Here is a 22,334-nt window from a genome sequence, read left to right on the forward strand (position 1 = left end):
GGGATGGGCATGTCGGATTTCGACGCGGTCGTGGCGCTGGCGGCTGGCCGCCATGGGGGCATGGATGCGCTGGAGGCCAAGCTGGCCGATCACCGGTCGCGCACCGCCGATGCCATCACCGCCATCCCCGACGCCCGCATCCTGGCGGAGATGACGCGCCACCTGTTCCAGGGCGGCTTCTCCTGGAAGGTCATCAACGCCAAATGGCCGGGCTTCGAAGAGGCGTTCGAAGGTTTCGACGTCCACCGCTGCGCGGCCATGTCGGAAGAGTGGTTCGACGACCTGCTGAAGGACACGCGCATCATCCGCAACGCCGCCAAGGTGCGGGCGGTGCAGGTGAACGCCCAGTTCCTGCTGGACCTGGCGGCCGAGCACGGCAGTGCGGCCCGCTTCTTCGCCGGCTGGCCCGACGCCGACTTCGTGGGTTTGCTGGACGTGCTGAAGAAACGCGCCAGCCGCCTGGGCGGCGAGACCGGCATGCGCTTCCTGCGTACTCTGGGCAAGCCCGCTTTCATCCTCACCCAGGACGTGGTGACCGCCCTGATCCGCGAAGGCGTGCTGGCCAAGGCGCCCGGCGGCAAGGGCGACATGGCCAAGGTGCAGCGGGCGTTCAATGACTGGAGTGCCGAGACCGGCCGCGACCTGACGGCGCTCAGCCGCATCCTGGCCATGAGTGTCGAAAGCGGGCCGTATCACTAAGACAGGCGGGCGCCGTTCACCGGATCGAACAGCAGCGGCGCGCCCGGCGGCACGACCAGGCCCACAACTTCACCTGGCGCCAGTGGGCGCGTATCCATGGTGAACAGCTTCAGGCGTTGCGGGCCGAGCGCCAGGTGCACCACCCGGCCGGTGCCCGTGGTCTCCACCACGTCAACGCGGACAGCCGTGCCCTCGGTTGGATCGGTCAGGGCCAGGCGCTCCGGTCGCAGGCCCAGGGTGAGGGTGGTCCCGGCCGCCAGGCCGGTGGGCGGGGAGACGCGGGCCAGCGTTTGGCCCTCCACCACCAGGGTGCCGTTGGGCGCCAGCGTCGCGTCCAGAAAATTCATGGGCGGGGAGCCCAGGAAGCCCGCCACGAACAGGTTGGCGGGCTGGTCGTACAGCTCTTGCGGAGCGCCCACCTGCTGGATGGCGCCGTCGTTCAGGGCGACGATGCGGTCGGCCATGGTCATGGCCTCCACCTGATCGTGGGTGACATAGACGCTGGTGGCGCCCAGCTCGCGGTGCAGCTTGCGGATCTCATAGCGCATCTGCTCGCGCAGGCGGGCGTCCAGGTTGGACAGGGGCTCATCGAACAGGAAGGCCTTAGGCTTGCGCACGATGGCGCGGCCCATGGCCACGCGCTGGCGCTGGCCGCCCGACAGGGCTTTGGGCTTGCGTTCCAGCAGGCTGGTCAGGCCCAGCTTGGATGCGGCGGCCTCCACCGCTGCCTTGATCTCCGCCGGCGGCAGGCGGCGCTGCTTCAGGGCAAAGCTCATGTTTTCCCGCACCGTCATGTGGGGATAGAGGGCGTAGGACTGGAACACCATGGCCAAGTCCCGGTCCTTGGGCGCCACGTCGTTCACCAGCCGGCCGTCGATGTGGATTTGGCCACCACTGGGTTCCTCCAGTCCGGCGATCAGGCGCAGCAGGGTGGACTTGCCACAGCCCGACGGCCCCATCAGGGCCACGAACTCCCCTTCCCGTATCTCCAGGTCGATGCCGCGCAGCACCGGGCCGCCGCCGTAATCCTTGCTGACGTTGGAAAGCGTGATGGTGGCCATGGGGTTGGGTCAGCCTTTCACGGCACCGGCCGTCAGGCCCTGCACCAGATAGCGTTGGATCAGCAGGAAGAAGGCGCCGACCGGCAGCAGGGCCAGCACGCCAGCCGCCATCATTTGCCCGAAATCGACCGAGAATTTGGAGACGAAGCCCAGCAGGCCGGCGGGGAAGGTGCTGACGGCGGCGGAGGAGTTCAGCATCAGGCTGAACAGTAGCTCGCTCCACGCCGCGGTGAAGACGAACCCGCCGGTGGCCGCCAGCCCCGGCAGGGTCAGTGGCAGGATGACCCGCCGCAGGGCCTGGAAGCGAGTGGCGCCGTCCATCATCGCCGCCTCCTCCAAATCCTTCGGAATGGCCTCGAAGAAGGACTGCATGAGGAAGGCGGCGAAGGGGGTGTTGAAGGCGGTGTAGACCAGCACCAGGCCGCTCAGGCTGTTGGTCAGGCCCAGCGGCGCCAGCAGGCGGAAGATGGGCGCCACGATGATGACCAGGGGGAACATCTGGCTGACCAGCATCACCCCCACCACCCAGGCCTTGCCCCGGAAGCGGAAGCGCGAGAAGGCATAGCCGGCGGCCGAGGCGGCGGCGGTGGCCAGCAGGCCGGTCGCGGCGGAAACGATCAGGCTGTTGCGGAAGAACAGCGGGAACTGGCTGTGGCGCAGGACGGATCCGTAATGGTCCAGCGTCACGCGCGACGGCCATAGCCGCAGGCCCTCGCCATACATCAGGTCGTCGGGCGTCAGCGACACCTTCAGCAGCCAGAACAGGGGAAACAGGGCGAAGGCGAGGAACGCCGCCAGCGCCAGGGCATGGGCGACACGGGTTGCGGCTTTGCTCATGCCCGCTCCGTCATCGCGTGGCGCAGCACCATGACGGCAGCGGCATAGGCCAGCAGCAACACCAGCAGCACGGCGGCCACGGCGGAGGCGTAGCCGAAGTCCAGGCGCTGGAAGGCCAGGGTGAAGATGTAGCTGGACAGGATCTGGGTGGCGTCGGCCGGCCCGCCCTTGGTCATCACCACGATCAACTCGGCGAAATTGGCCACCCACACGGTGCGCAGCATGACGGTGATGGCGATGGTGGGGGCCAGCAGGGGCAGGGTGACGCGGCGAAAGCGCAGCAGCGGGCCGGCACCGTCCATGGCCGCCGCCTCATAGATGTCCTTGGGAATGGACTGCAGGGCCGCCAGCAGCGTGATGGCGAAGAAGGGGATGCCCCACCACACATTGGCGGCGATGGGCCCCCACAACGCCAGGTGCGGGTCGGACAGGATGTTCTCCGGCGTGGCCAGCAGGCCCAGCCCGTGCAGCCAATGGGGCAGCGGGCCGATCACCGGGTTGAACAGCCAGGCCCAGGTGAGGCCGGACAGGAAGCCCGGCACCGCCCAGGGCAGGAAAACCAGGGCCTGCACCAGGCCGCGTCCGGGGAAGGGCCGGTTCAGCAGCAGTGCGAGGATGAGGCCGAAGCCGAACTGCAGGGCCACCGATACCGCCGTCCACACCACCGTGTTGCGCAGCGCCGTCCAGAAGCCGTCGTCGTCCAGCATCTCCCGGAAATGATCCAGGCCGACGAAGTCGCCGCTCAGGGGGTCCAGCAGGATCAGGTCATGGAAGGCGTAGGACAGGCCGGTGACCAGCGGCACCAGCATGATGGCGGCGATCAGCAGCAGTGACGGTGCCGCGTAGAGATAGGGTTCCAGCCTCAGGGCCAGGGCGCGGCTCATGGTTTCACACCTTCCGCCTGCTTGCGTCGCGCCTTGGTCAGATAGGCGGCCCATTGCTTGTTCATGGTGGTGGGGCTGATCTGGCCCAGCAGCGCCTGCTGGCTGCTGCGCACCACCAGGCTGTCGGCGAAATAGGCGAAGCCCGGCAGGTAAGTGGGCATGAGGGTGGGCACCACGTCCGGATCCGCCAGCTCCGCGAACCAGCCCTGGTAGATGGCGCCGGCATATAGCGGGTCGTGCGCGGCGGCGGTGTAGACGGGCAGGGCGCCGGTCTGCTGGTTCCAGGCCAGGTTGCCGGCCGGGTCGTTCACCGCCACCACCAAGTCCCAGGCCAGATCCTTGTGGGCGGATCGCTTGAAGATGGACCAGCCCGCGAAGCCCAGGGTGGGATAGGCCTTGCCGTTGGGGCCCTTGGGCCAGGGCGCCACACCGAAATCCTCCGCCTTCATGCGGGCCTTCAGCGCGATCAGGGCGTCGGGGTCCTGGTCCACCATGGCGCAGGTGCCGGTATAGAAGCCGGCCACCACCTCGTTGAAGCCCCAGTTGACGCTGTCCCTGGGCGCCAGCCCGTCCTTGTACAGGTCGATCAGCCAGGTGGTGCCGGCCACCCAGCCGGCGTCGTTCAGGGTGCTGGTGCCGTCGTCATGGAAGAAAGCGTTGCCGCCGGCGATGCTGGCCCCGAACATGACCCAGCCGTTCAGGCCGCCCGGGCCCCCACGCAGGCAATAGCCGGACTTGCCCGGCAGCTGGGCGATCCGGGCGGCGTCGGCGCGCAACTCCTCCAGGGTCTTCGGCGGCTCGGCGATGCCGGCCTGGCGGAACACCGCCTTATTGTAATAGAGCGCCCTTAAGTAAAAGCCGTAGGGCAGCATGTAGGCGGTGTCGGCCACCGAGCGCGCCACCGTCAGGGCCCGGTCGTTCAGGCCCTGGGTCTCCGGCCAGCGGGCCAGATAGGGCTCCAGGCTTTCCAGCTGGCCGTTGCCGGCGTACAGCGACAGCCAGCGGTCCGGCATCTCCACCACGTCGGGGATGTCGCCCGCCGCCACCATGGTGGCCAGCTTCTCAAACGCCGATCCCCAGGCCAGGGAGGTGATCTCCACATGGGTGCCGGGGTGGCGGGCCTCGAACCCCGCGACCAGCCGCTTCAGCGTCTCCGTCCGTTCCGGGCTGCTCAACACCTCCACCAGCCGCAGCTCTTCGGCGCGGGCGGTGACCGCTGGCAGAAGCAGAGTGAGGGCGAGGAGCAGGCGTTTCAGCATCATCAGCGTTTGGCCGCCGTCAAGGCCTGGTCCAGGTCGGCCCACAGCGCCTCCGTACCCTCCAGCCCGACATGCAGGCGCACCATGGTGGCCGGCACGCCGAAATCGAGGGCGGAGTTGGGGCCGGCGGCCTGGACGTGGGTGACCAGCGCCGGCACCACCAGGCTTTCATGTCCGCCCCAGCTGACGCCCAAATGGAAGAACGCCAGGGCGTCGCACAGCGCGGGGATATCGATACCGTCGTCCACAGTGAAGGAGAACAGGCCCGAGGTGCCGGTCAGGCCCGGCGGCAGGGGACCCATCAGCGCCGGATGGTGCACCTTGGCGACGTTGGGATGCTCGGCCAGCCGCCGCGCCAGGGTCAGGGCCGACGCCTCATGCGCCTTCATGCGGATGGGCAGGGTGCGCAAACCGCGCAGCAGCAGCCAGGCCTCGAACGGCCCTAGCTTGGCGCCGATATAGGGGCAGATGGTACGGCGGATGAGGCCGGTCAGCTCCAGCCGCCCGGCCACCACGCCCGCCACCGTGTCGCTGTGCCCGCCGATGTATTTGGAGGCGGAATGCAGCACCAGGTCCACGCCCAGCGCCGCCGGCCGCTGGAAGACGGGTGTTGCCCAGGAATTGTCGATCAGGCTGACGGCGCCGTGCTTCCTGGCCAGGGCCGCCAGGGCGGCCACGTCGTGCGCCTCCATCATCCAGCTGTTGGGGCTTTCCAGGTACAGCAGGCGGGCGCCAGGTAAGGCGGCGTCCACGGCGGCCAGGTCAGCGCCATCGACGTAGGTGGTGGTGACGCCCCACTTCTTCAGCAGCGTCTCGAACAGGCGGTAGGCATCCGGGTAGACATGACGGACGCAGACGATGCGGTCGCCCGGTTGGACCAGCGCCAGCACGGCGCCGGAGATGGCGGCCATGCCGCTGGGGAAGCCGATGGCGTCCTCCGTCCCCTCCAGCGCTGCCATCTTGCGCTCGAACTCCGTCACCGTGGGGTTGGTGGTGCGGGAATAGACGTTGCGCGAGCGCTTGCCGGCGTAGGTGTCCGCCATCTCCTGGAAATTGGGGAAGGTGAACAGCGAGGTCTGGACGATGGCCGGCACCACCGCCTCATAGGCGTGGCTCCCCTCGTCATGCGCCACCAGGCGCTGGGCCAGGGCCACGGGATCTTCGGTAAGGTCGGTCATTGCGGGGAACCGGTTGTGGGGGACATGGCCTGGATGTCTTCTTCGACGATGGCGAGGATGCCCAGGGTTTTCAGCCGCGCGGCTTCCGGATCGCCGGCGCGGATGGCGTCGAAGAGCTCGCGGTGCAGGGCGAAGGATCGGCGGGCGAAGTCGGGGCGGTCGAACGGCTTTTCGAAGAAATGCTCGAACGTCTCGCGGAACTGCTCCAGCAACTGGCGGAACAGTGGATTGTGGGTGGCGTCGTAGATCGCCAAATGGAACTGCAGATCCTCCGGCCCGGCGGTGCCCTGGTCCATGTGCACGCGTTCCATGGCCACCAGCTTTTCCTCCAGGACGGCCAGGTCGGCCGGGGTGGCGCGGCGGGCGGCGGCCTCGCTGGCCGCGACCTCCAGCCCCCGGCGGATCTCCAGGGTCTGCAACAGCCGGTCGCGCAGCAGCCCGGCATCTATTGTCAGCGAGACATGGACGGCGCCGGGCGTTATGGCCCGCAGCAGATAGGTGCCGCTGCCCTTGCGCGTCTCCACCAGGCCCCGCGCCTGGAACTGGCGGATGACCTCCCGCACCGTGGACCGCCCGACGGCCAGCCGCGCCATCAGCTCCCGCTCCGTCGGCAGGCGCTCGCCCGGCTGCAAGGCCCCCTCGGCGATGAAGGCCGCCAGGGCGGCGCTGACCGCCGCGATGCGGTCGGCGCTGGGCAGCGGCTGCAGGGCCGTGCTGGCGGGAAGGGGGGCGGCGGGCGGAACCACGGCACCTCGACTGTCATGCGGGGCTTCAGCGCTGTCCCGACGCCGCCCCAAATTGGTCTGACATCTGATGATCGGTGCGCGGTCAGGGGCTGTCAAGCGGCTCTCGACGCCCGGGGCCCTCGACCCCATATCCCTGGCAGCGATCGCAGGAGGCAGCGCCATGACCGAGAAGACGATCAAGATTCCAGGTCCCGATCATCCCATCACCATCGAGCGCAACCCCAGGCGGGTGGTCGTGACGCTGGGCGGCAAGGTGATCGCCGACACGCGTGATGCGCTCAGCCTGCGGGAGGCGCGCTATCCCGCCGTCCAGTACATCCCGCGCAAGGACGTGGACATGGCGGCGCTGGAACGCACCGACCACGCCACCCACTGCCCCTACAAGGGCGATGCCTCCTACTTCAGCATCCCCGCCGGCGGCGCGCGGGCGGTGAACGCGATCTGGACCTATGAGGCGCCGCACGCCGCCGTCGGGGCGATCAAGGACCACCTGGCCTTCTATCCGGACCGGGTGGATTCCATCGCCGAGAGCGACTGACGGGAAGGCGGGCCCAGCTCAGGGCAGGCGGTTGGCCGACAGCTTGTCGCGCAGCTTGGCGGTCAGCCTTTGCGCGAATTCCACGCCGCGCGGATGCTCCTCCCGCAGTTGCGGGCGGTGCAGCAGGCGCAGCTGGCGGCGCACGGTAGGGCCGTCCAGGCGGATGCGCCGCAGGCGGTCCTCGGGGAAGCCCAGGGTGTACAGCCAGGGCATGACCCCGATGGCCAGGCCGCTCAGCACCAGGCCATAGAGGGAATTGACCTGGTCCACGCGATAGCGGGTGGACGGCGCGAGGTCGTTCTGCTGCAGGGCGGCCGAGGTCAGCTCGCCGATGCTGCCGCCGGCGAAATGCACGATCTCCTGGCCGGCCAGGGCGCGCCACGGCAGGCGGTCGTGGGCGGCCAGGGGATGATCGGCGCGGGCCACCAGCAGCATCTCATCCTCGAACAGCGGCACGCCTTCCAGATCGTCGTCGGGCAGGGCCTGCACCGTCACCACCAGGTCATAGGTGCCGCCGCGCAGGCCCCGGATCAGCTGGTCGGCGCGCCCGTCATGCAGGTGGGGAACGACCCCCGGCATGTCGCCCGCCAGCTCCGCCAGCGAGGCGGCCACCGCCTCCATCGCCGTGGGGATGGCGCCGATGCGCACCGTGGCGATTTCCCGCCCCGCGACCTCATGCATGTCGCTGAAGGCGTTGGCCGCCGTGGTCAGCAGGCGCTGGGCGTGCGGCAGCAGCGAGATGCCCGCGTCGGTCAGCGTCACCTTGTGTGTCGTGCGGTCGAACAGGCGTACGCCCAGGTGCGCCTCTATCTGGCGGATGCCGGCGCTGATCGCCGGCTGGGACACCGACATTTCCTCCGCCGCGCGGCAGAAGTTCCCCGTGCGCGCCAGCTCCACGAAGAAGCGGAGTTGGCGCAGCGAGACGGGATTCTTCCAGGCGGGGGGCGCGTCGATGGTCCGGGACATGGCGGTTTTGTAATAAGGCAAAGTTATAAAAACATAAATGTAAAAACTTTCCCCTCTGAAGGAGCGCGCGTCATACTACATTCATAGTTCAGACGGGGCGGGCCCAAACAGGGCAAGCAAGGTGGCGGGCAGCCGCCGGGTACTGCACGGACTGGACGGGCGACGGGCGGCAAGCCACGCGCCACCTCGGGGGAGGAGCCGCCGACCGGGCAAGTGTCGGGCGCGAAAAAATCAGACGGGGGCTCCATGTCAATCAGCAGGAAGGCGCGTGCGCGCGCCGGGCGTTTCACCGCGACCATCGTCGCCATCGCCGCGGGGCCGCTGGCCGCCGGCCCAGCCACGGCGCAGACCGCGTCCAGCGACACGGCGCTGACCGAGATCATCGTCACCGGCTCGCGCATCCGCAGCCCCGACGCCACCAGCGTCAGCCCCATCAGCACGGTCAATGGCGAGGAGCTGCAGCAACGCGGCGTGACGCGGGTCGAGGACCTGATCAACACCTTGCCGCAGGCCTATGCCGACCAGGGTGCCGGCAATCGCGGCGGCACGGTGGGCGCCAGCGGCACCGCCACCATCAACCTGCGCAACCTGGGCAATCAGCGCACCCTGGTGCTGATCGACGGCCGCCGCCTGATGCAGGGCGACCCTGACCGCACGGCGGCGCAGGCGCCCGATATCAACAACGTTCCGGCGGCGCTGATCGAGCGCATCGACGTGGTCACCGGCGGCGCCTCCGCCGTTTACGGCTCGGACGCGCTGGCCGGCGTGGTCAATTTCGTCCTCAAGAAGGACTTCGACGGCGTCCAGGTCGACACCACCAACGGCTTCTACAGCCACACCAACAACAACCCCATCCGCGCCGTTTCGGCAGCGGCCAAGCAGGCCTATCCCGGCGGGGCCACCTTCGATGGGCCGCAGAACGACGTTTCCATCACCGCCGGCAAGAACTTCGCCGGCGGGCGCGGCAACATCACGGGCTTCTTCAGCTATCGCCATGCCGTAGGGGTACGGACGTCGGACCGCGACTTCTCCATCTGCGGGCTGTCGGCCGGCGCCAGCGGCTATTCCTGCTCGCTGTCCAGCGCCACTTACCCGGCCCAGTTCCAGCCGCTGAACCCGACCACGGGGGCGGCGCGCGGCACCTACACCCTGGACGGTACCACCGGCAACACCCTGCGCACCTACAAGACGTCGGACGGCTTCAACAACGGTCCCACCTACGACCTGCAGTCGCCGGACCAACGCTATAACCTGGACCTGTTCGGCCACTATGAATACGCGCCCGGCCACCAGGTCTATGGCGAGTTCATGTTCATGCGGGACGAGGCGGACATCCGCCTGTCGCCCACCGCCGTGTTCAGCGTGGCGGAAAAGGTCAACTGCAACAATCCCTACCTGTCGGCGCAGGAGGTCAGCGTCTTCTGCACCACGGCGGGGCTGACCTCCGCCCAGACCGCCAACGTGGTGGTGTCGGAACGCGACGTGCAGGCCGGCTCGCGCCACGACTACACCACCCACACCGCCTATCGCGGCGTGCTGGGGGCCAAGGGCGACATCAGTGACGACTGGCAGTACGACGTCTATGCCCAGTATGGCCGCACCAATTATGACTCGCGGCTGACCGGCGACATCTCGCTGTCCAACTTCGCCAACGCGCTGCAGGCCGTGACCAATTCCAGCGGCCAGATCGTGTGCAAGACCGGTGCTGCCGGCTGCGTGCCCATCAACATCTTCGCCATCGGCGGCATCACCCCGGCGGCGCTGGGCTATGTGCAGCAGGATTTCTACCGTACCGGCTTCACCCAGGAAGTGGTGGCCAGCGGCGCCGTCACCGGCCAGCTGTCGGCCCTCACCAGCCCCCTGGCCCATAGCCCTCTGGGCGTGGCCTTCGGCACGGAATACCGCCGGGAGTCGATCGGCCTGACGCCGGACAGCCACTATTCCTCCAAGGACGTGGCGGGCAATTCGGGCGGTGAGTTCCCCATTTCCGGCGCCTTCGACGTGAAGGAGCTGTTCGCCGAGGTGACCGCGCCGCTGGTCCAGGATCGGCCCTTCTTCCACAGCCTGTCCCTGAACGCCGGCGCCCGCTATTCCGACTACAGCACCGCCGGCGACACCACCGCCTACAAGGCCGGTGGCGAGTGGGCGCCGGACACCGACATCCGTTTCCGGGGCAGCTTCCAGCGCGCGGTGCGCGCGCCCAACCTGGTGGAACTGTACGGGCCGCAGCAGATCACCACCGCCAACCTGACCGATCCCTGCGAAGGCGCCCATCCCACCGCCAGCCTGGCGGCCTGCCAGGCCTCCGGCGTGACGGTCACGCAGTACGGCAACATCGCCCCGGCGGCGGGGCAGAAGTCCGGCGCCATGATCGGCGGCAACCCGGGCCTGAAGCCGGAAGAGTCCAACACGGTGTCGTTCGGGACCCAGATCACCCCGTCCTTCCTGCCGGGCGTGACGCTTACCGCCGATTATTTCGATATCGATGTGAAAAAGCTGATCTCGACGGTGCCGGCCACGATCGAACTCAGCCAGTGCATCGCCACCGGCACCTTCTGCAACCTGGTGGTCCGCAACCCCACCACCGGCTCGCTGGTCACCAGCGGCTATGTCGTCACCACCTACATCAATGCGGGCTATCTCGACACCTCGGGCGTCGATTTCTCGCTCTCGGCCAAGTACGATGTGGCCGACCTGATCGGGGTGAACGGCCTGGGCCGGGTGGGGCTGAACTTCTCGGGCACCTTCACCGACAAGTATGAAATCCAGGTGCTGCCCAACACGCCGTCCTACCGGTGCGAGGGCTACTTCGGCGTCACCTGCGGCATGCCCATCCCCAAGTGGCGCCACCGCATGGTGGTGGACTGGACCCTGCCGGACGGCGTGGACCTGATGGCGACCTGGCGTTACATCGGCGGCACCCGCAACGACAAGTCCAGCAGTGCCGTCTACCTGGCGGGCGCCTACCAGCCCTACGACGCCACGCTGCCCAGCGTCAGCTACCTGGACCTGGGCGTGTCGCTGGCCCTGACCGACGACATCAGCCTGCGGATGGGCGTCAACAACGTGTTCGACAAGGACCCGCCCGTGACCGCCAGCACCGGCGGCCAGGTTTCCAATGGCGCTTTCTACAGCGGCATCTACGATGCCCTGGGGCGCTATGTCTTCACCAACGTCAGCGCGCGGTTCTGATGGGGTCATCGATGAAGCTCGTTCATGCGGCGCGCGCCGCCGCGCTGGTGCTCTCCCTGGGCGCGGCCTCTGGGGGCGCGGCGGTTCCCGCCGCCGCGTCCGACAAGACCCTGGTCTATTTCGACAATGATTTCCTGGGGCCTGGCCAGAGCAACATCCAGGCGATGATCCCGCTGTTGCGCGACCCCAAGGTCGAGTTGTTGGGGGTGGGCGTCGTCACCGGCGACGCCTGGCTGCAGGAGGAGACGCGGCACCTGCTGCGTTTCCTGGAGATCGCCGGCCGGCCGGACGTTCCGGTGGCCAAGGGGGCGGAGATGCCCCTGCTGCGCACCCAGGGCGAGATGCGGGCCTGGGAACAGCGCTACGGCGCCATCCCCTGGAAGGGGGCGTGGAACGCGCCGCGCCCGGGCCGGAGCTATCATCCCGACGACCCGGCGCTGGTGCCGCCCCTGCCCGAGGGCGAGCCGCAGATCGCGGCGGTGCCGGAAGACGCGGCGCACCTGCTGATCAGCCTGGTGCGGGCCCACCCGGGAGAGGTCACCGTCATCACCGCCGGACCGCTGACCGATATCGCCCTGGCGCTACGCCTGGCGCCCGACCTGCCGGCGCTGGCCAAGGAGATCGTGATCGAGGGCGGTGGGCTGGACCTGGCGGTGGCCCGGGTCACCGGCAACACCGACTACGCCACCGACTTCAATTTCCTGTTCGATCCCGAGGCGGCGCACATTGTGCTGACCGCGCCGTGGAAGAAGATCACCGTCATGGGCAACGTCACCGGCAGTGTGAAGGTGACGCCGGAGCTGGTCGGGCAGGTGGCATCCGCCGGCACGCCGCTGGCCCGCTATTTCCATGACTACGCCAAGGTCGGCCAGCCGCTGTGGGATGAGCTGACCGCCGCCGTCGCCATCGACCGGTCCCTGGTCACGGAGGAGCTGGTGGCCCGCATGGACGTCGACCTGCTGCCGGGGCCGGCCTATGGCACCGCGCAGATCTGGAAGGACGAATTCGCCCCGCACCAGGGAGAGCAGACGGTGCACATCGTGCAGAAGGTGGACACCACCCGTTTCCTGTCCACGTTCACGGCCCAGGCTCGGCAATGAGGACCCCGGCGATGAGGGTGCTGCTCGACCGCCGCTTCCGCCTGGCGGAGCGTGGCACCAGCGTGGGGCGCGAGGGCGTCGCCGGCCTCACCGCCTTCATGGCGGCGGCCTACCTGATCGTGGTGATCCCGTCGCTGTTGGCCAGCGGCGGCATGGATCGCGGGGCCGCCACCACCGCCGCCATCGCCGTCATGGCTGTGGGCAGCCTGTTCATGGGCCTGTACGGCAACCTGCCCTTCATCGTCGGACCCGGCCTGGGCGGGTCGGCCATCCTGGGCATCACCCTGGCGCAGACCGAGCACATTCCCTGGCCGGCGGGCCTGGGCATCGCGCTGCTGTCGGGTGTCCTGTTCCTGGTGATGACCCTGACGGGTGCGCGCACCCTGGTGATGCGGCTGGTGCCGGCCCCCATCAAGCTGGGGCTGGGGGCCTCACTGGGCCTGTTCATCGCCCTGCTGGGCTGCCGCGACGCCGGCATGGTGGCGCTGAACACCAGGAATGTGGCGCTCTCGCTGGGGGATTTCAGCCAGCCGGGCCCCATCGTGGCCCTGATCGGCTTGGGCGTCGCCGTGGCCCTACAGACGCGCCGGCTGCCTGGCGCCATGCTGGCGGGCATCGTGGCGGCGACGCTGGCGGGCATCCCGCTGGGGCTGACGGTGCTGCCGTCCTCCCTCGTGGCCTTGCCCCGGTCCTTCCAGCCGATCTCGTTCCAGATCGATATCGGCAGCGCCTTTTCGCTCACGGCCTTGCCCTATCTGTTCGCCTTCTTCGCGGGGGAGTTCTTTTCCACCCTGGGCACCACGCTGGCCGTGGGCGCCAAGGCGTCGCTGACCGATGAGCACGGCAACCTGCCGGGCATCGAGCGGCCCTTCCTGGTGGATTCCGTGATGGCGACGCTGGGGCCGCTGATCGGCATCCCGTCGGGCACGGCCCTGGTCGAGTCCGCCGCCGGGGTGGAGGCGGGGGGCCGCACCGGCCTGACCTCGGCCTGGGCGGCGCTGTGCTTCCTCGCCACCCTGCTGGTGACGCCCCTGGTGATGGCGGTGCCCCGGCAGGCGACGGCGCCGGCCCTGATCCTGACCGGCCTGTCCATGTTCGGCACCATCCGCCACCTGGTGGCCGATGAGATCGCCGACCTGCTGCCGGCCCTGGTCATGGTGCTGGTCACCCTGGTCGCCAACAATTTCGGCACCGGCATCGCCGCCGGCATCCTGGCCTACGTCCTGGTGCAGATCCTTGCCGGGCGGGTGGCCCGCGTGCCCGTCGGGCTGCTGATCCTGTCCGTTCCGCTCGGCTACTACTTCTATGTCGCCGCGACCCGGCATTGACCGCCGCGGCGCTTATCATGGGCCTTTCATGACCATTCCCATCACCGACACGCTTGCCACCGTGCCGCCGGCGCAGACCGGCCGCACGGTCACCGAGGCGCAGCGTGCCTTCTTCCGCGCCATGCCCAAGGTGGAGCTGCATTGCCACCTGTTGGGGGCGGTGCGGCCCCAAACCTTCGCTGACCTGGCCGCCAAGCACGGCGCGCCCATGAACGGGGCGGAGATCGAGGCGTTCTACCGGCGCGGGGCTAAGCCGGTGGGCGTGCTGCACGTGCTGCGCGCCCTGGAACGCCACCTGCTGCTGGAGCCGGACGACTTCCGCCGCATCGCCTATGAATACCTCGAGGATGCGGCGGCGGAGAGCGTGCGCCATGCCGAGTTCTTCTGGAACCCCACCGCCACCCTGCGCGACACCGGCCTGGCCTATGGTGAGGTGCAGGCGGCCCTGGTCGCCGGTATCGCCGAGGCGGCGGCCGACCACGGCATCAGCGGCCTGCTGATCCCATCCATCGACCGTGAGGCCGATCCGGCCGCGGCGCTGGAGATGGTGGAACTGATGGCGGCTGCCCGCCATCCGCTGGTACCCGGCATCGGCATCGATTATCGCGAGACGGACCGGCCGCCTGAGCTGTTCGCCGAGGCCTATGCCTTGGCCCGCCGCCAGGGCTTGCGCCTGACCGCCCACGCGGGGGAGTTCGGCACCCCCTGGCACAACGTGGAAACCGTGGTCGACCGCCTGGGCGTGGACCGGGTCGACCACGGCTACAGCATCGTCGACAATCCCGACCTGATGCGCCGGTACGCCGACCGCCGCATGGTCTTCACGGTGGTGCCGACCAACTCCTACTACCTGCGCACCCTGCCGCCGGAGCGGTGGGCGGCCGAGCATCCCATCCGCCGCATGGCCGCCGCCGGCCTGGCCGTCCACCCCAACACCGACGACCCGACCCTGCACCGGGTGAGCCCGGCCGGGGCGTGGGAGTTGATGTACAGCCACCTGGGCTTCGGCATTCCCGACCTGCGGAACATGATGACCGCCGGCATCGCCGGCAGCTGGGCCGATGCCGGGCAGCGGTCCGCCTGGCACGCCCAGTGGCCGGCGCTGTTCGACACCCTGGCGGCGGGGCTGGATTGGGAACCCTCGGCCCTATGACCAGCGCCACCTTCCAGGTCATCCGCCTCAGCCGGGCCGCCGCCGCATCGGTGTCGCCCGCGACGGCGGCGATGGTCCGCCGCTGCATCCTGGACTGGCTCGGCCTGGCGATCGCGGGGGCGAACGAACCTGTCTCCCGCACGTTGCGGGCCATCGCCCTCGCGGAAGGCGGGCGGCCCGCCGCCGCCGCCATCGGCGGGGGCGAGGAGGTGAGCGCCCGCCAGGCGGCCTTCCTCAACGCCGTGGCGGGGCACGCGCTGGATTATGACGACGTCTCGCTGGCCATGCATGTCCACCCCACCACCGTCATCCTGCCGCCGCTGCTGGCGCTGGCGGAGGAGCGTGGGCTGGGGGGCAGGGCGGTGATGGCGGCCTTTGTCGCCGGATATGAGGCGGCGGGCATGATCGGGCGCTGGCTGGGGGCGGGTCCCTACGATCGTGGGTTCCACATGACCGGCACCCTGGGCGCCCTGGGGGCCGCCGCCGCCTGCGCCCACCTGCTGGGCCTGGATGAGGAGGCGACCGCCCGCGCTTACGGGCTGGCGGCGTCACAGGCGGCGGGGCTGAAGGCGCAATTCGGCACCATGGCCAAGCCCATCCATGCCGGCCGGGCGGCCGAGGCCGGGCTGTGCGCCGCCGTGTGGGCCGAGGCGGGGATTTCCAGCCGCACCGACATCCTGGAGGCGCCCCAGGGCTACGCCGCCACCCAATCCGCCATCCCCGCTGGCCCCATCACGTGGGACGGCCATGAGCTGGACCGCAATTCCTTCAAGTACCACGCCTCCTGCTTCGGCACCCATGGCGCTATCGAGGCGATCGCGGCACTGCGCGCCCAAGGTCTGGAGCCGACGGATGTGCGGCAGGTGCGCCTGACCGTGGATGCCGGTGCTGACCGCATGTGCAACATTGCCGCCCCCCGCACCGGTACGGAGGCGAAATTCAGCCTGCGTTTCGTCGCGGCCCTGGCCCTGTTGGGGGCGGACACCGGCAGGCCCGGGCTGTTCACGGATGCCGTGACGGCCCAGCCGGACTTGGTTGCCCTGCGGGACCGGGTGACGGTGGCGTTCGGGCCCCGGGACTGGCCGGCCGACCTGACGGCGGTGGAGGTCACGCTGGCCGATGGATCGCGCCGCGAGGCGCGGTGCGACACCAGCTTGATCGGCGCCGATGACGACCGCCTGCGCGCCAAGTTCCTGCATCTGGCGGCCTCGCTGCCGGACGGGCACGCGCAGCGCCTGGCCGACCAGGTGGCCGGCATCGAGGCCATGACGGACTTGCGGGCGCTGTGCCGCCTCGCAACGCGGGTGGTGTAGGGCAGAGGGCCAGCCCTTTTTCAACGAAGGGGCGAAAGGGGCCTTATGTCCGCCACATTCCGGCGGCCATGATCCTGGCAATACTGTTCGACGGCCCCGGGATGTAGACCTCAGGGCGCGGGCTTGCGCGGTGGGGCGCGGGGCCGTTACAGTATTACATGGATTGGGGGGCGGGATGCGCGACAGGCTGATCGGGCGCTGGGGCATGGGTCGTGCGGTCTGGGTGCTGCTGACGCTGGCGGTCTTCCTGGGCCTGCTGTTCTGGGCGCGCACAGGTGGGGCAACACCAGCGCCGGCCCGGTCCTATAGTCCCGAATTGGTCGCCCGCAATTATATGGCGCCCGGGGGTGCCCAGCCGACCCATGCGCTGACCATCGGCAACCTGGACATCACGGTGAAGATCATCGGCGGGGTGGCGCACACCACGCTGTCGGCCACTTTCGCCAACCCCACCACGGCGGCGGTGGAGGGCGATTTCACCCTGGACCTGCCGGCGGGCTCCGTCGTCACCGGTTATGCGCTGGACGTGAATGGCCAGATGGCCGACGGCGTGCTGGTGGCCAAGCGCGCCGCCACGCTGGCCTATCAGAAGCAGGTGCGGCGCGGCGTCGATCCCGGCTTGGCGGAGGTGACGCGCGACAATGCCTTCCGCACCCATGTCTTTCCCATCTTCCCCAACCGGGGCCGCACCGTGCGGGTTGAGTTCGCCACCCCCATCGGCACGGACCAGCCCTATACCCTGCCGCTGGTGACCTTGGACCCGGTGGCCAAGGTCAACCTGCTGGTCATCGATGTGGACGCCGCCGCCGCACCGGCCCTGGCGGGGCCGGACGGGCTGGACCTGCGCTGGGCCCCCGGCACGGGCGGGTTGGAGGCGCGGGCCAACGCCAGCGGCGTCACCCTGGGCGGCGCCCTCACCATTGGCGGCATGCCGCCGGCGGCCCCGGTGGTGTTGACCCGCCATCATGCCGGCGACACCTTCTTCGAGGTGAACGCAGCCGTGCCCGGCGGCACCGGCGGCGCCAAGCCCACCGGCCGTGTACGCGTCTATTGGGATCGGTCGCTATCGCGGCAGGACGCGGCGCCGGCGGAACTGGAACTGTTGCAGCGCTATCTGGCGGCGGTGGGCCCCAAGGTGGTGGATGTGGTGCTGTTCGCCGACGACACGCCGCACGTGCTGTCCTTTGACAGCGCCACGGCGGCGGACGAGGCGGTGGGCGCCCTGCGGGCCGTGAGCTACGGTGGCGCTACCTCCCTGCAAGGGGTGTTGAAGGCCGCGCCGGCGCCGGCCGACGCCTGCCTGTACTTCTCCGATGGGCGGGTGACCCTGGATGCCTATCAGGCGGAGCGGGTGAACTGCCCACTATTCACCCTGTCCAGCGGCGCCGATGCCGACCATGGCTTCCTGGCGGCGCTGGTCCGCAAGTCGGGCGGGGAGCATCTCGATTTGCGGGCGCGGGGGGCGGACGCCGTCCTGGCCCGCCTGAGCAGCCCGGCCAGCCGCGCCATCGATGTGAAGGCGGCGGACGGCACGGCGCTGGACTTCACGGTGCTGCCGGCGGCACCCGATTGGGTGCGCATCGTCGGCCGTGCCCCGCCGTCGCTGGGCGCCGTCAAGGTGACGCTGGCCGATGGGCGCGTTCTGTCTTTCGACCTGAACGATTTGCCAACGGCGGCGGATGACGCCCTGGGCGCGCTGTGGGCCGCCGACCGCGTGGCGGAGATGACGGCGTCCGACCGGCCGGACCAGAAGGCGGCCGTGGGCTTCGCCCGGCGCTACGGCGTCGCCGGCGGCGGTGCCGTCTTCCTGGTGCTGGAACGGCTGCAGGACTATGTCGACGCCGACATCGCCCCGCCCGACAGCCTGGGCAAGGATCTGCAGAACCAGTTCGCCGCGGCGCAGGCCCGCGCCCAGCAGATCAAGGACATCGCCGCCGCCAACCGGCTAGGGCAGGTGGTCACCGCCTGGCAGGAGCAGAAGGACTGGTGGGCCGGCCGCAAGCCCGCCCCGCCGCCGGCTGTTCCACCGCCCCCAGCACCATCCCGCCGGGAGCCTCCTCCGCCGCATGTCATCATGAACAGCACCACGGTTCGGCCGCCGCCGATGCCGGCCCCGCCGCCGCCCATCGTGGGGTCGGTCAACACGGCCAAGCCGCCGATGGTGGCGCCCCCGATGGCCGCCCCGGTGATGGCGCCTCCGCCGCCACCCCAAGCGGTGCAACCACCGGCTTTCGCACCGCCTGTGGAGGTCAACATCGAGGCACCGCCGCCGCCGGTGATGGCGCCCCTCTCATCGGTCGGGCCCACGCCCAGGGCACCCATCGCCGGCCGCGCAGCGGACCAGGTGGTCGTTACCGGCAGCCGCGCGAACGGCCAGTCCGGTGGCGGCCAATCCGGTGGCGACAGCGCCGGCGCCATTGAGGTGGCGCCTTGGGACCCCAACCGTCCCTATATTCGCGAGATCAAGGAGCATCTGGCCGATGCCGAGGAGTTCCGGGCGGCGGTCACTGCCCAGGCCGCGCGGTACGGCAGCCTGCCGGCCTTTTACCTGGACGTGGCGGAGCTGCTGTTCCGCAACGGCAAGGTGGGCGAGGCGGCGTCCATGGCGCTGAGCGCCCTGGAACTGCCCAGTGCCGACACCGGCACCCTGATCATCGTGGCCGACGACCTGATGCGCTTCGGGCAGGAGGCGCGCGCCATCTGGTTGTATGAGAAGGTGCTGTACCTGGATGGCGACCGGCCGCAGCCCCGGCGCAGCCTGGCCCTGGCCCTGATCGAACGCGCGGAACGGGCGGCCAAGCATGGCGCCCCGGCGGCGTCGGTGCGGGCGGATTACGAACGGGCCATGCGGCTGCTGAACGAGGTCATCACCCGCACCTGGTCGCCGGCCTACACCGGCATCGAGATGGTGGCCCTGATGGAGGCCAACCGCATCCTGCCGCGCCTGGAAAAGCTGGGCGTGCGCGACATCCCGCTTGACCCGCGCCTGCGGGACAAGCTGGACGTGGATCTGCGCGTGGTCCTGGAATGGAACGTGGACGCCACGGACATGGACTTGTGGGTGGATGAGCCCTCGGGCGAGCGCGCCATCTACAGCCATCCCCGCACCGCCATCGGCGGCCGGCTGTCGCACGACATGACCCAGGGCTATGGACCGGAGGAATATCTGCTGCGCCGGGCGCCGAACGGCGAATACACCATCAGCGCCAACATCTACCGCACCGACCGCCTGAACCCGAACGGGCCCATCACCGTGCGCGCCCATCTCTACCGTAACTACCAGCGGGCGACGGAGGAGGTGCAGATGATGCAGATCGAGCTCAAGCCGGGCGAGGATGGCACGCGCGTGGTGGGCCGGGTGACCGTGGGTGGCGGCGCTGCGGCGTCGGACGGCGCGTCGCGCGGGCCTTGAGAGCGTGAACCAGTGTTTGCCCTTCAGCGGCGGGCCGCATGGCCAGGCCCGCCATGGGATGCAAGGTGACCAGGACCTTCAGGGGGCGATGGGGAATGGGCGGCATGCCGAATAACAGCGACGGCCGGGCGGCATCATATTCGATAAAAGTGATCCGCCCTTCGCCTTGAGGAGTGTCGCCATGACCTGGACCGCGCCGCTTTCGCCCCTGACGCCCGAGCAGGTGGTGGACGGCCAGTTGCGCGCCTACAACGCCAAGGATATCGACACCTTCATGACCTATTGGGCCGAGGACGCGCGCATCTACCAGCATCCAGATACCCTGCTGGCCAGCGGGACGGATGAGATTCGGGCGCGCCATCTCATCCGCTTCCAGGAACCCAACCTGCACGGACGACTGCTGCACCGCGTGGCGGTGGGCGCCACCGTGGTGGACCATGAGGTGGTGACCCGGACGTTTCCGGAAGGCCCTGGCACGGTGGAGGTCATCGGCATTTATGAAGTGACGGGTGGCCGCATCAGCCGCGCCTGGTTCACTTTGGGAACGCCTGCATTAGGCTAAAAGAATTTCGCAATACTGCATCAATAAAGGAAACCTGGGCCGTGGCCGTCACCCTCTATGGCATCAAGAACTGCGACACCATGAAGAAGGCCCGCGACTGGCTGGCCCGGCGCGGCATCGACTACGCCTTCCATGACTACAAGGCCATGGGCATCGATCCGGACCGGCTACAGGCGTGGTGCGCCGCGCTGGGCTGGGAAACGGTGCTGAACCGCGCCGGCACCACCTTCCGCGCGTTGCCCGACGCCGACCGCCAGGACCTGAACGCCGCCAAGGCGGTGGCCCTGATGGCGGCCCAGCCTTCCATGATCAAGCGCCCGATTCTGGACCTGGACGGCACGCTGATGGCCGGTTTCAAGCCCGAGCGATATGAAGAGGCGTTCACTGCTGCCGGCCGCTGATTCCATTCCTGGGGGCTCGGACACGGTACAGGCCCCAGGGGTTGCATGTTCTCGTTGTGAGTCCAAAAAAGGAACGAGATGAGAACATTTCCGCTTGTGGTTCCTGGAACGTTCTGGCAACACTAAGTCCACGAACGGCTTGCGCCGACAAGCGCGGCTCCGGATAGACAAACGGTGGAGGGGTAAATGGCGTACATTGCGGTCCACGACACGATGCACGGTGTCGGCTTTGCCCCGAAATCCACGCTGCTGAGCCGCCGCGCCTTAGGCCGGGCCGGTGCGAATGGCGGGCGCCTAGTGCGGGACTTCCTGGCGCTGGCCAGCCTGTTCGCTACTCTTTACGGCGCCGTGCTGATCCTGGGCGCCACCATGGGCGGCTGACGCTGCAACCCCTTTCGGGCTGCTGCTCCTTGCGGCGGTCCAAATGCAAACACCCCGCCCGAGGAGACCCGGGCGGGGTGTTTTCGCATTCAGTGCAAGCGAGTGCTGAAAGCCGGGGCATAAGCCCCAGCAATTCAGCGGCGCTGAGCCCGGTGGTAGGGGATAGGGATGGGCCGGGCCGCATGCTCTTCCTTGCGGCTGGCCGACATCTCGATCTCCATGCGGGCGATCACCTTGCGCAGTTCATGCAGCGCGTCAGTCAGGCCCTGCATGCCGCCTTCGGGATTGGCCTTCCAGGCGGTATAGGCCTCGGCGCTGCGCTGCGCGGCCGCGATCATGCGCTGGTCGGCCGGTTCCGTCGGCGTCTCGGCCGCTTCCAGGCGGGCGGCGTTGCGCTGCTGCTGGCGGTAGGGATATTCCGAACCCACCGGACGGTCGCTGTTGTAGGGGCGGTCCAGCAACTGGTCCATGCTGTCGGTATCGACCGGGGCGCGGTTGCCCTGACGGTCACCATAGGGACGCTGCCCCTGGCTGACGGCCGGCGGCTGGCTGCGTTCCTGGGCCGCATTGGCCACGGCGGCGCCGGTGAGGGTGCGGCGCTCACCCCGCTGCGGACGATCACCGAACCGGTCACCCCGGGGCTGTTCCCCCTCGGCGCGATCGGCCCGGGGTTCACGCTCCGGACGGCCTTCGCGGCTCTCTTGGAAACGGCCCTCCTGTGAACGGCCCTCCTGTGAACGAACGGGACGTTCGCCACGGGGGCCGCGCTCACCGGCGGTGCGCGGGGCGCGCTGCGGCTGCTCGACGACGGGAGCGGCTGCCACGGGGGCGGCTTCCACGGCGGCGGGGGCCGCCTGGGGTGCTGCCGGCGCTTCCGTCACCACCGGCGGCTCCAGCGGCAGGGCGGGGGCAGGGGCGGCGGGCGCTTCCGCCTTGGGCACGCGGGCCGGCTTGGGCGCGGGGGCCGCTTCCACGGCCGGCGCGGGGGCGTCGCCGCCTTCGCCGGGCTGCGCCGTCTCGGCCTTGCGCACGATGTAGGAAATGGCGCTGGGCGTGCAGTCGAACTCACGGGCGATGGCCGACAGGGTGGCGCCGGCGCGATACCGTTCCAGAATGGACGGCCAGGCCGATTGCGGGATGCGACCGCGCCGCTTGGGGGCGTCACCGTCGGCTTCCTTCTCCACGCCTTCCTGGTTCTGGATATCGCTAGGCTGCCACAGGGGCTCTTGGGTCATGTCTGTCACACATCATTCAAAAGGCCGGCAGCCGAACGATGGGGGCTGACCCGGCGGTCGCGGACGGGTGTGTGCAAGGCGCGCCGTCG

General features: G+C 69.2%; 19 protein-coding genes. 11 read left to right on the forward strand and 8 right to left on the reverse strand.

Translation table 11 applies throughout. The features are described from left to right. Positions 1-9 precede the first annotated feature (9 nt). Positions 10-699 (forward strand): DNA-3-methyladenine glycosylase I, encoded by a 690-nt coding sequence (locus FBZ88_RS03655; RefSeq protein WP_145615480.1) that lies wholly within the window; start codon positions 10-12, stop codon positions 697-699. On the opposite strand, the gene FBZ88_RS03660 is transcribed toward FBZ88_RS03655, so the two are convergent. Genes FBZ88_RS03660 through FBZ88_RS03685 form a run of 6 tightly spaced genes read right to left on the reverse strand, consistent with a single transcriptional unit; the run spans position 696 to position 6,664 of the window. Then, positions 696-1,760, reverse strand: a complete 1,065-nt coding sequence (locus FBZ88_RS03660) for an ABC transporter ATP-binding protein (protein WP_145615481.1) — start codon at positions 1,758-1,760, stop codon at positions 696-698. The two genes, FBZ88_RS03655 and FBZ88_RS03660, sit on opposite strands and share 4 nt — an antisense overlap. A gap of 9 nt (positions 1,761-1,769) precedes the next feature. Beyond that, positions 1,770-2,597 (reverse strand): carbohydrate ABC transporter permease, encoded by an 828-nt coding sequence (locus FBZ88_RS03665; protein ID WP_145615482.1) that lies wholly within the window; start codon positions 2,595-2,597, stop codon positions 1,770-1,772. Continuing rightward, the gene (locus FBZ88_RS03670; RefSeq protein WP_186464185.1) at positions 2,594-3,481 is read right to left on the reverse strand and encodes a carbohydrate ABC transporter permease; all 888 of its coding nucleotides are present in this window, start codon (positions 3,479-3,481) and stop codon (positions 2,594-2,596) included. Before FBZ88_RS03670 ends, FBZ88_RS03665 begins: the two co-directional genes overlap by 4 nt. Continuing rightward, positions 3,478-4,743, reverse strand: a complete 1,266-nt coding sequence (locus FBZ88_RS03675) for an ABC transporter substrate-binding protein (RefSeq protein ID WP_145615483.1) — start codon at positions 4,741-4,743, stop codon at positions 3,478-3,480. Before FBZ88_RS03675 ends, FBZ88_RS03670 begins: the two co-directional genes overlap by 4 nt. Continuing rightward, entirely contained in the window at positions 4,743-5,918 is a 1,176-nt protein-coding gene (locus FBZ88_RS03680; protein ID WP_145615484.1) for an aminotransferase class I/II-fold pyridoxal phosphate-dependent enzyme, read from the reverse strand. Before FBZ88_RS03680 ends, FBZ88_RS03675 begins: the two co-directional genes overlap by 1 nt. Beyond that, positions 5,915-6,664, reverse strand: a complete 750-nt coding sequence (locus FBZ88_RS03685; RefSeq protein WP_211102503.1) for a FadR/GntR family transcriptional regulator — start codon at positions 6,662-6,664, stop codon at positions 5,915-5,917. The genes FBZ88_RS03680 and FBZ88_RS03685 overlap by 4 nt, the downstream gene beginning before the upstream one ends. Before the next feature lie 160 nt (positions 6,665-6,824). On the opposite strand from FBZ88_RS03685, the gene FBZ88_RS03690 reads away from it, so the two are divergent. Continuing rightward, positions 6,825-7,202 (forward strand): DUF427 domain-containing protein, encoded by a 378-nt coding sequence (locus FBZ88_RS03690; RefSeq protein WP_145615486.1) that lies wholly within the window; start codon positions 6,825-6,827, stop codon positions 7,200-7,202. Between the two features lie 18 nt (positions 7,203-7,220). On the opposite strand, the gene FBZ88_RS03695 is transcribed toward FBZ88_RS03690, so the two are convergent. Next, positions 7,221-8,168, reverse strand: coding sequence for a LysR family transcriptional regulator (locus tag FBZ88_RS03695; protein ID WP_145615487.1), 948 nt, complete (start codon positions 8,166-8,168; stop codon positions 7,221-7,223). A gap of 246 nt (positions 8,169-8,414) precedes the next feature. Between FBZ88_RS03695 and FBZ88_RS03700 the strand changes: the two genes are divergently transcribed. The 9 genes from FBZ88_RS03700 to FBZ88_RS03740 all read left to right on the forward strand — a co-directional run bounded on the left by FBZ88_RS03700 (position 8,415) and on the right by FBZ88_RS03740 (position 21,010). Beyond that, the gene (locus tag FBZ88_RS03700) at positions 8,415-11,360 is read left to right on the forward strand and encodes a TonB-dependent receptor domain-containing protein (RefSeq protein ID WP_145615488.1); all 2,946 of its coding nucleotides are present in this window, start codon (positions 8,415-8,417) and stop codon (positions 11,358-11,360) included. 11 nt (positions 11,361-11,371) lie between these two features. Then, the gene (locus FBZ88_RS03705; RefSeq protein WP_246138478.1) at positions 11,372-12,460 is read left to right on the forward strand and encodes a nucleoside hydrolase; all 1,089 of its coding nucleotides are present in this window, start codon (positions 11,372-11,374) and stop codon (positions 12,458-12,460) included. An 11-nt stretch (positions 12,461-12,471) separates the two neighbouring features. Continuing rightward, positions 12,472-13,788 (forward strand): NCS2 family permease, encoded by a 1,317-nt coding sequence (locus FBZ88_RS03710; RefSeq protein ID WP_211102504.1) that lies wholly within the window; start codon positions 12,472-12,474, stop codon positions 13,786-13,788. Positions 13,789-13,816: 28 nt separating this feature from the next. Beyond that, entirely contained in the window at positions 13,817-14,941 is a 1,125-nt protein-coding gene (locus FBZ88_RS03715; protein WP_145615491.1) for an adenosine deaminase family protein, read from the forward strand. Further along, positions 14,938-16,254 carry an MmgE/PrpD family protein gene (locus FBZ88_RS03720; RefSeq protein ID WP_145615492.1) on the forward strand — a complete coding sequence of 439 codons (1,317 nt, stop codon included), beginning with the start codon at positions 14,938-14,940 and terminating at the stop codon, positions 16,252-16,254. The genes FBZ88_RS03715 and FBZ88_RS03720 overlap by 4 nt, the downstream gene beginning before the upstream one ends. A gap of 175 nt (positions 16,255-16,429) precedes the next feature. Next, positions 16,430-19,666 carry a VIT domain-containing protein gene (locus FBZ88_RS31240; RefSeq protein ID WP_145615493.1) on the forward strand — a complete coding sequence of 1,079 codons (3,237 nt, stop codon included), beginning with the start codon at positions 16,430-16,432 and terminating at the stop codon, positions 19,664-19,666. A gap of 181 nt (positions 19,667-19,847) precedes the next feature. Further along, the gene (locus tag FBZ88_RS03730; RefSeq protein ID WP_145615494.1) at positions 19,848-20,228 is read left to right on the forward strand and encodes a nuclear transport factor 2 family protein; all 381 of its coding nucleotides are present in this window, start codon (positions 19,848-19,850) and stop codon (positions 20,226-20,228) included. A gap of 41 nt (positions 20,229-20,269) precedes the next feature. Beyond that, positions 20,270-20,629 (forward strand): ArsC family reductase, encoded by a 360-nt coding sequence (locus tag FBZ88_RS03735; protein ID WP_145615495.1) that lies wholly within the window; start codon positions 20,270-20,272, stop codon positions 20,627-20,629. 186 nt (positions 20,630-20,815) lie between these two features. After that, on the forward strand, positions 20,816-21,010 hold the full coding sequence (locus FBZ88_RS03740; RefSeq protein WP_145615496.1) for a hypothetical protein: 195 nt from the start codon (positions 20,816-20,818) through the stop codon (positions 21,008-21,010). Positions 21,011-21,144: 134 nt separating this feature from the next. Here FBZ88_RS03740 and FBZ88_RS03745 read toward each other — a convergent pair whose 3' ends face one another. Further along, a complete protein-coding gene (locus tag FBZ88_RS03745; protein ID WP_145615497.1) occupies positions 21,145-22,245 on the reverse strand; it encodes a hypothetical protein in 1,101 nt (366 codons plus the stop codon). Between the last annotated feature and the right edge of the window lie 89 nt (positions 22,246-22,334).

It is taken from the genome of Nitrospirillum bahiense, assembly GCF_007828025.1.
Lineage (GTDB): Bacteria > Pseudomonadota > Alphaproteobacteria > Azospirillales > Azospirillaceae > Nitrospirillum > Nitrospirillum amazonense.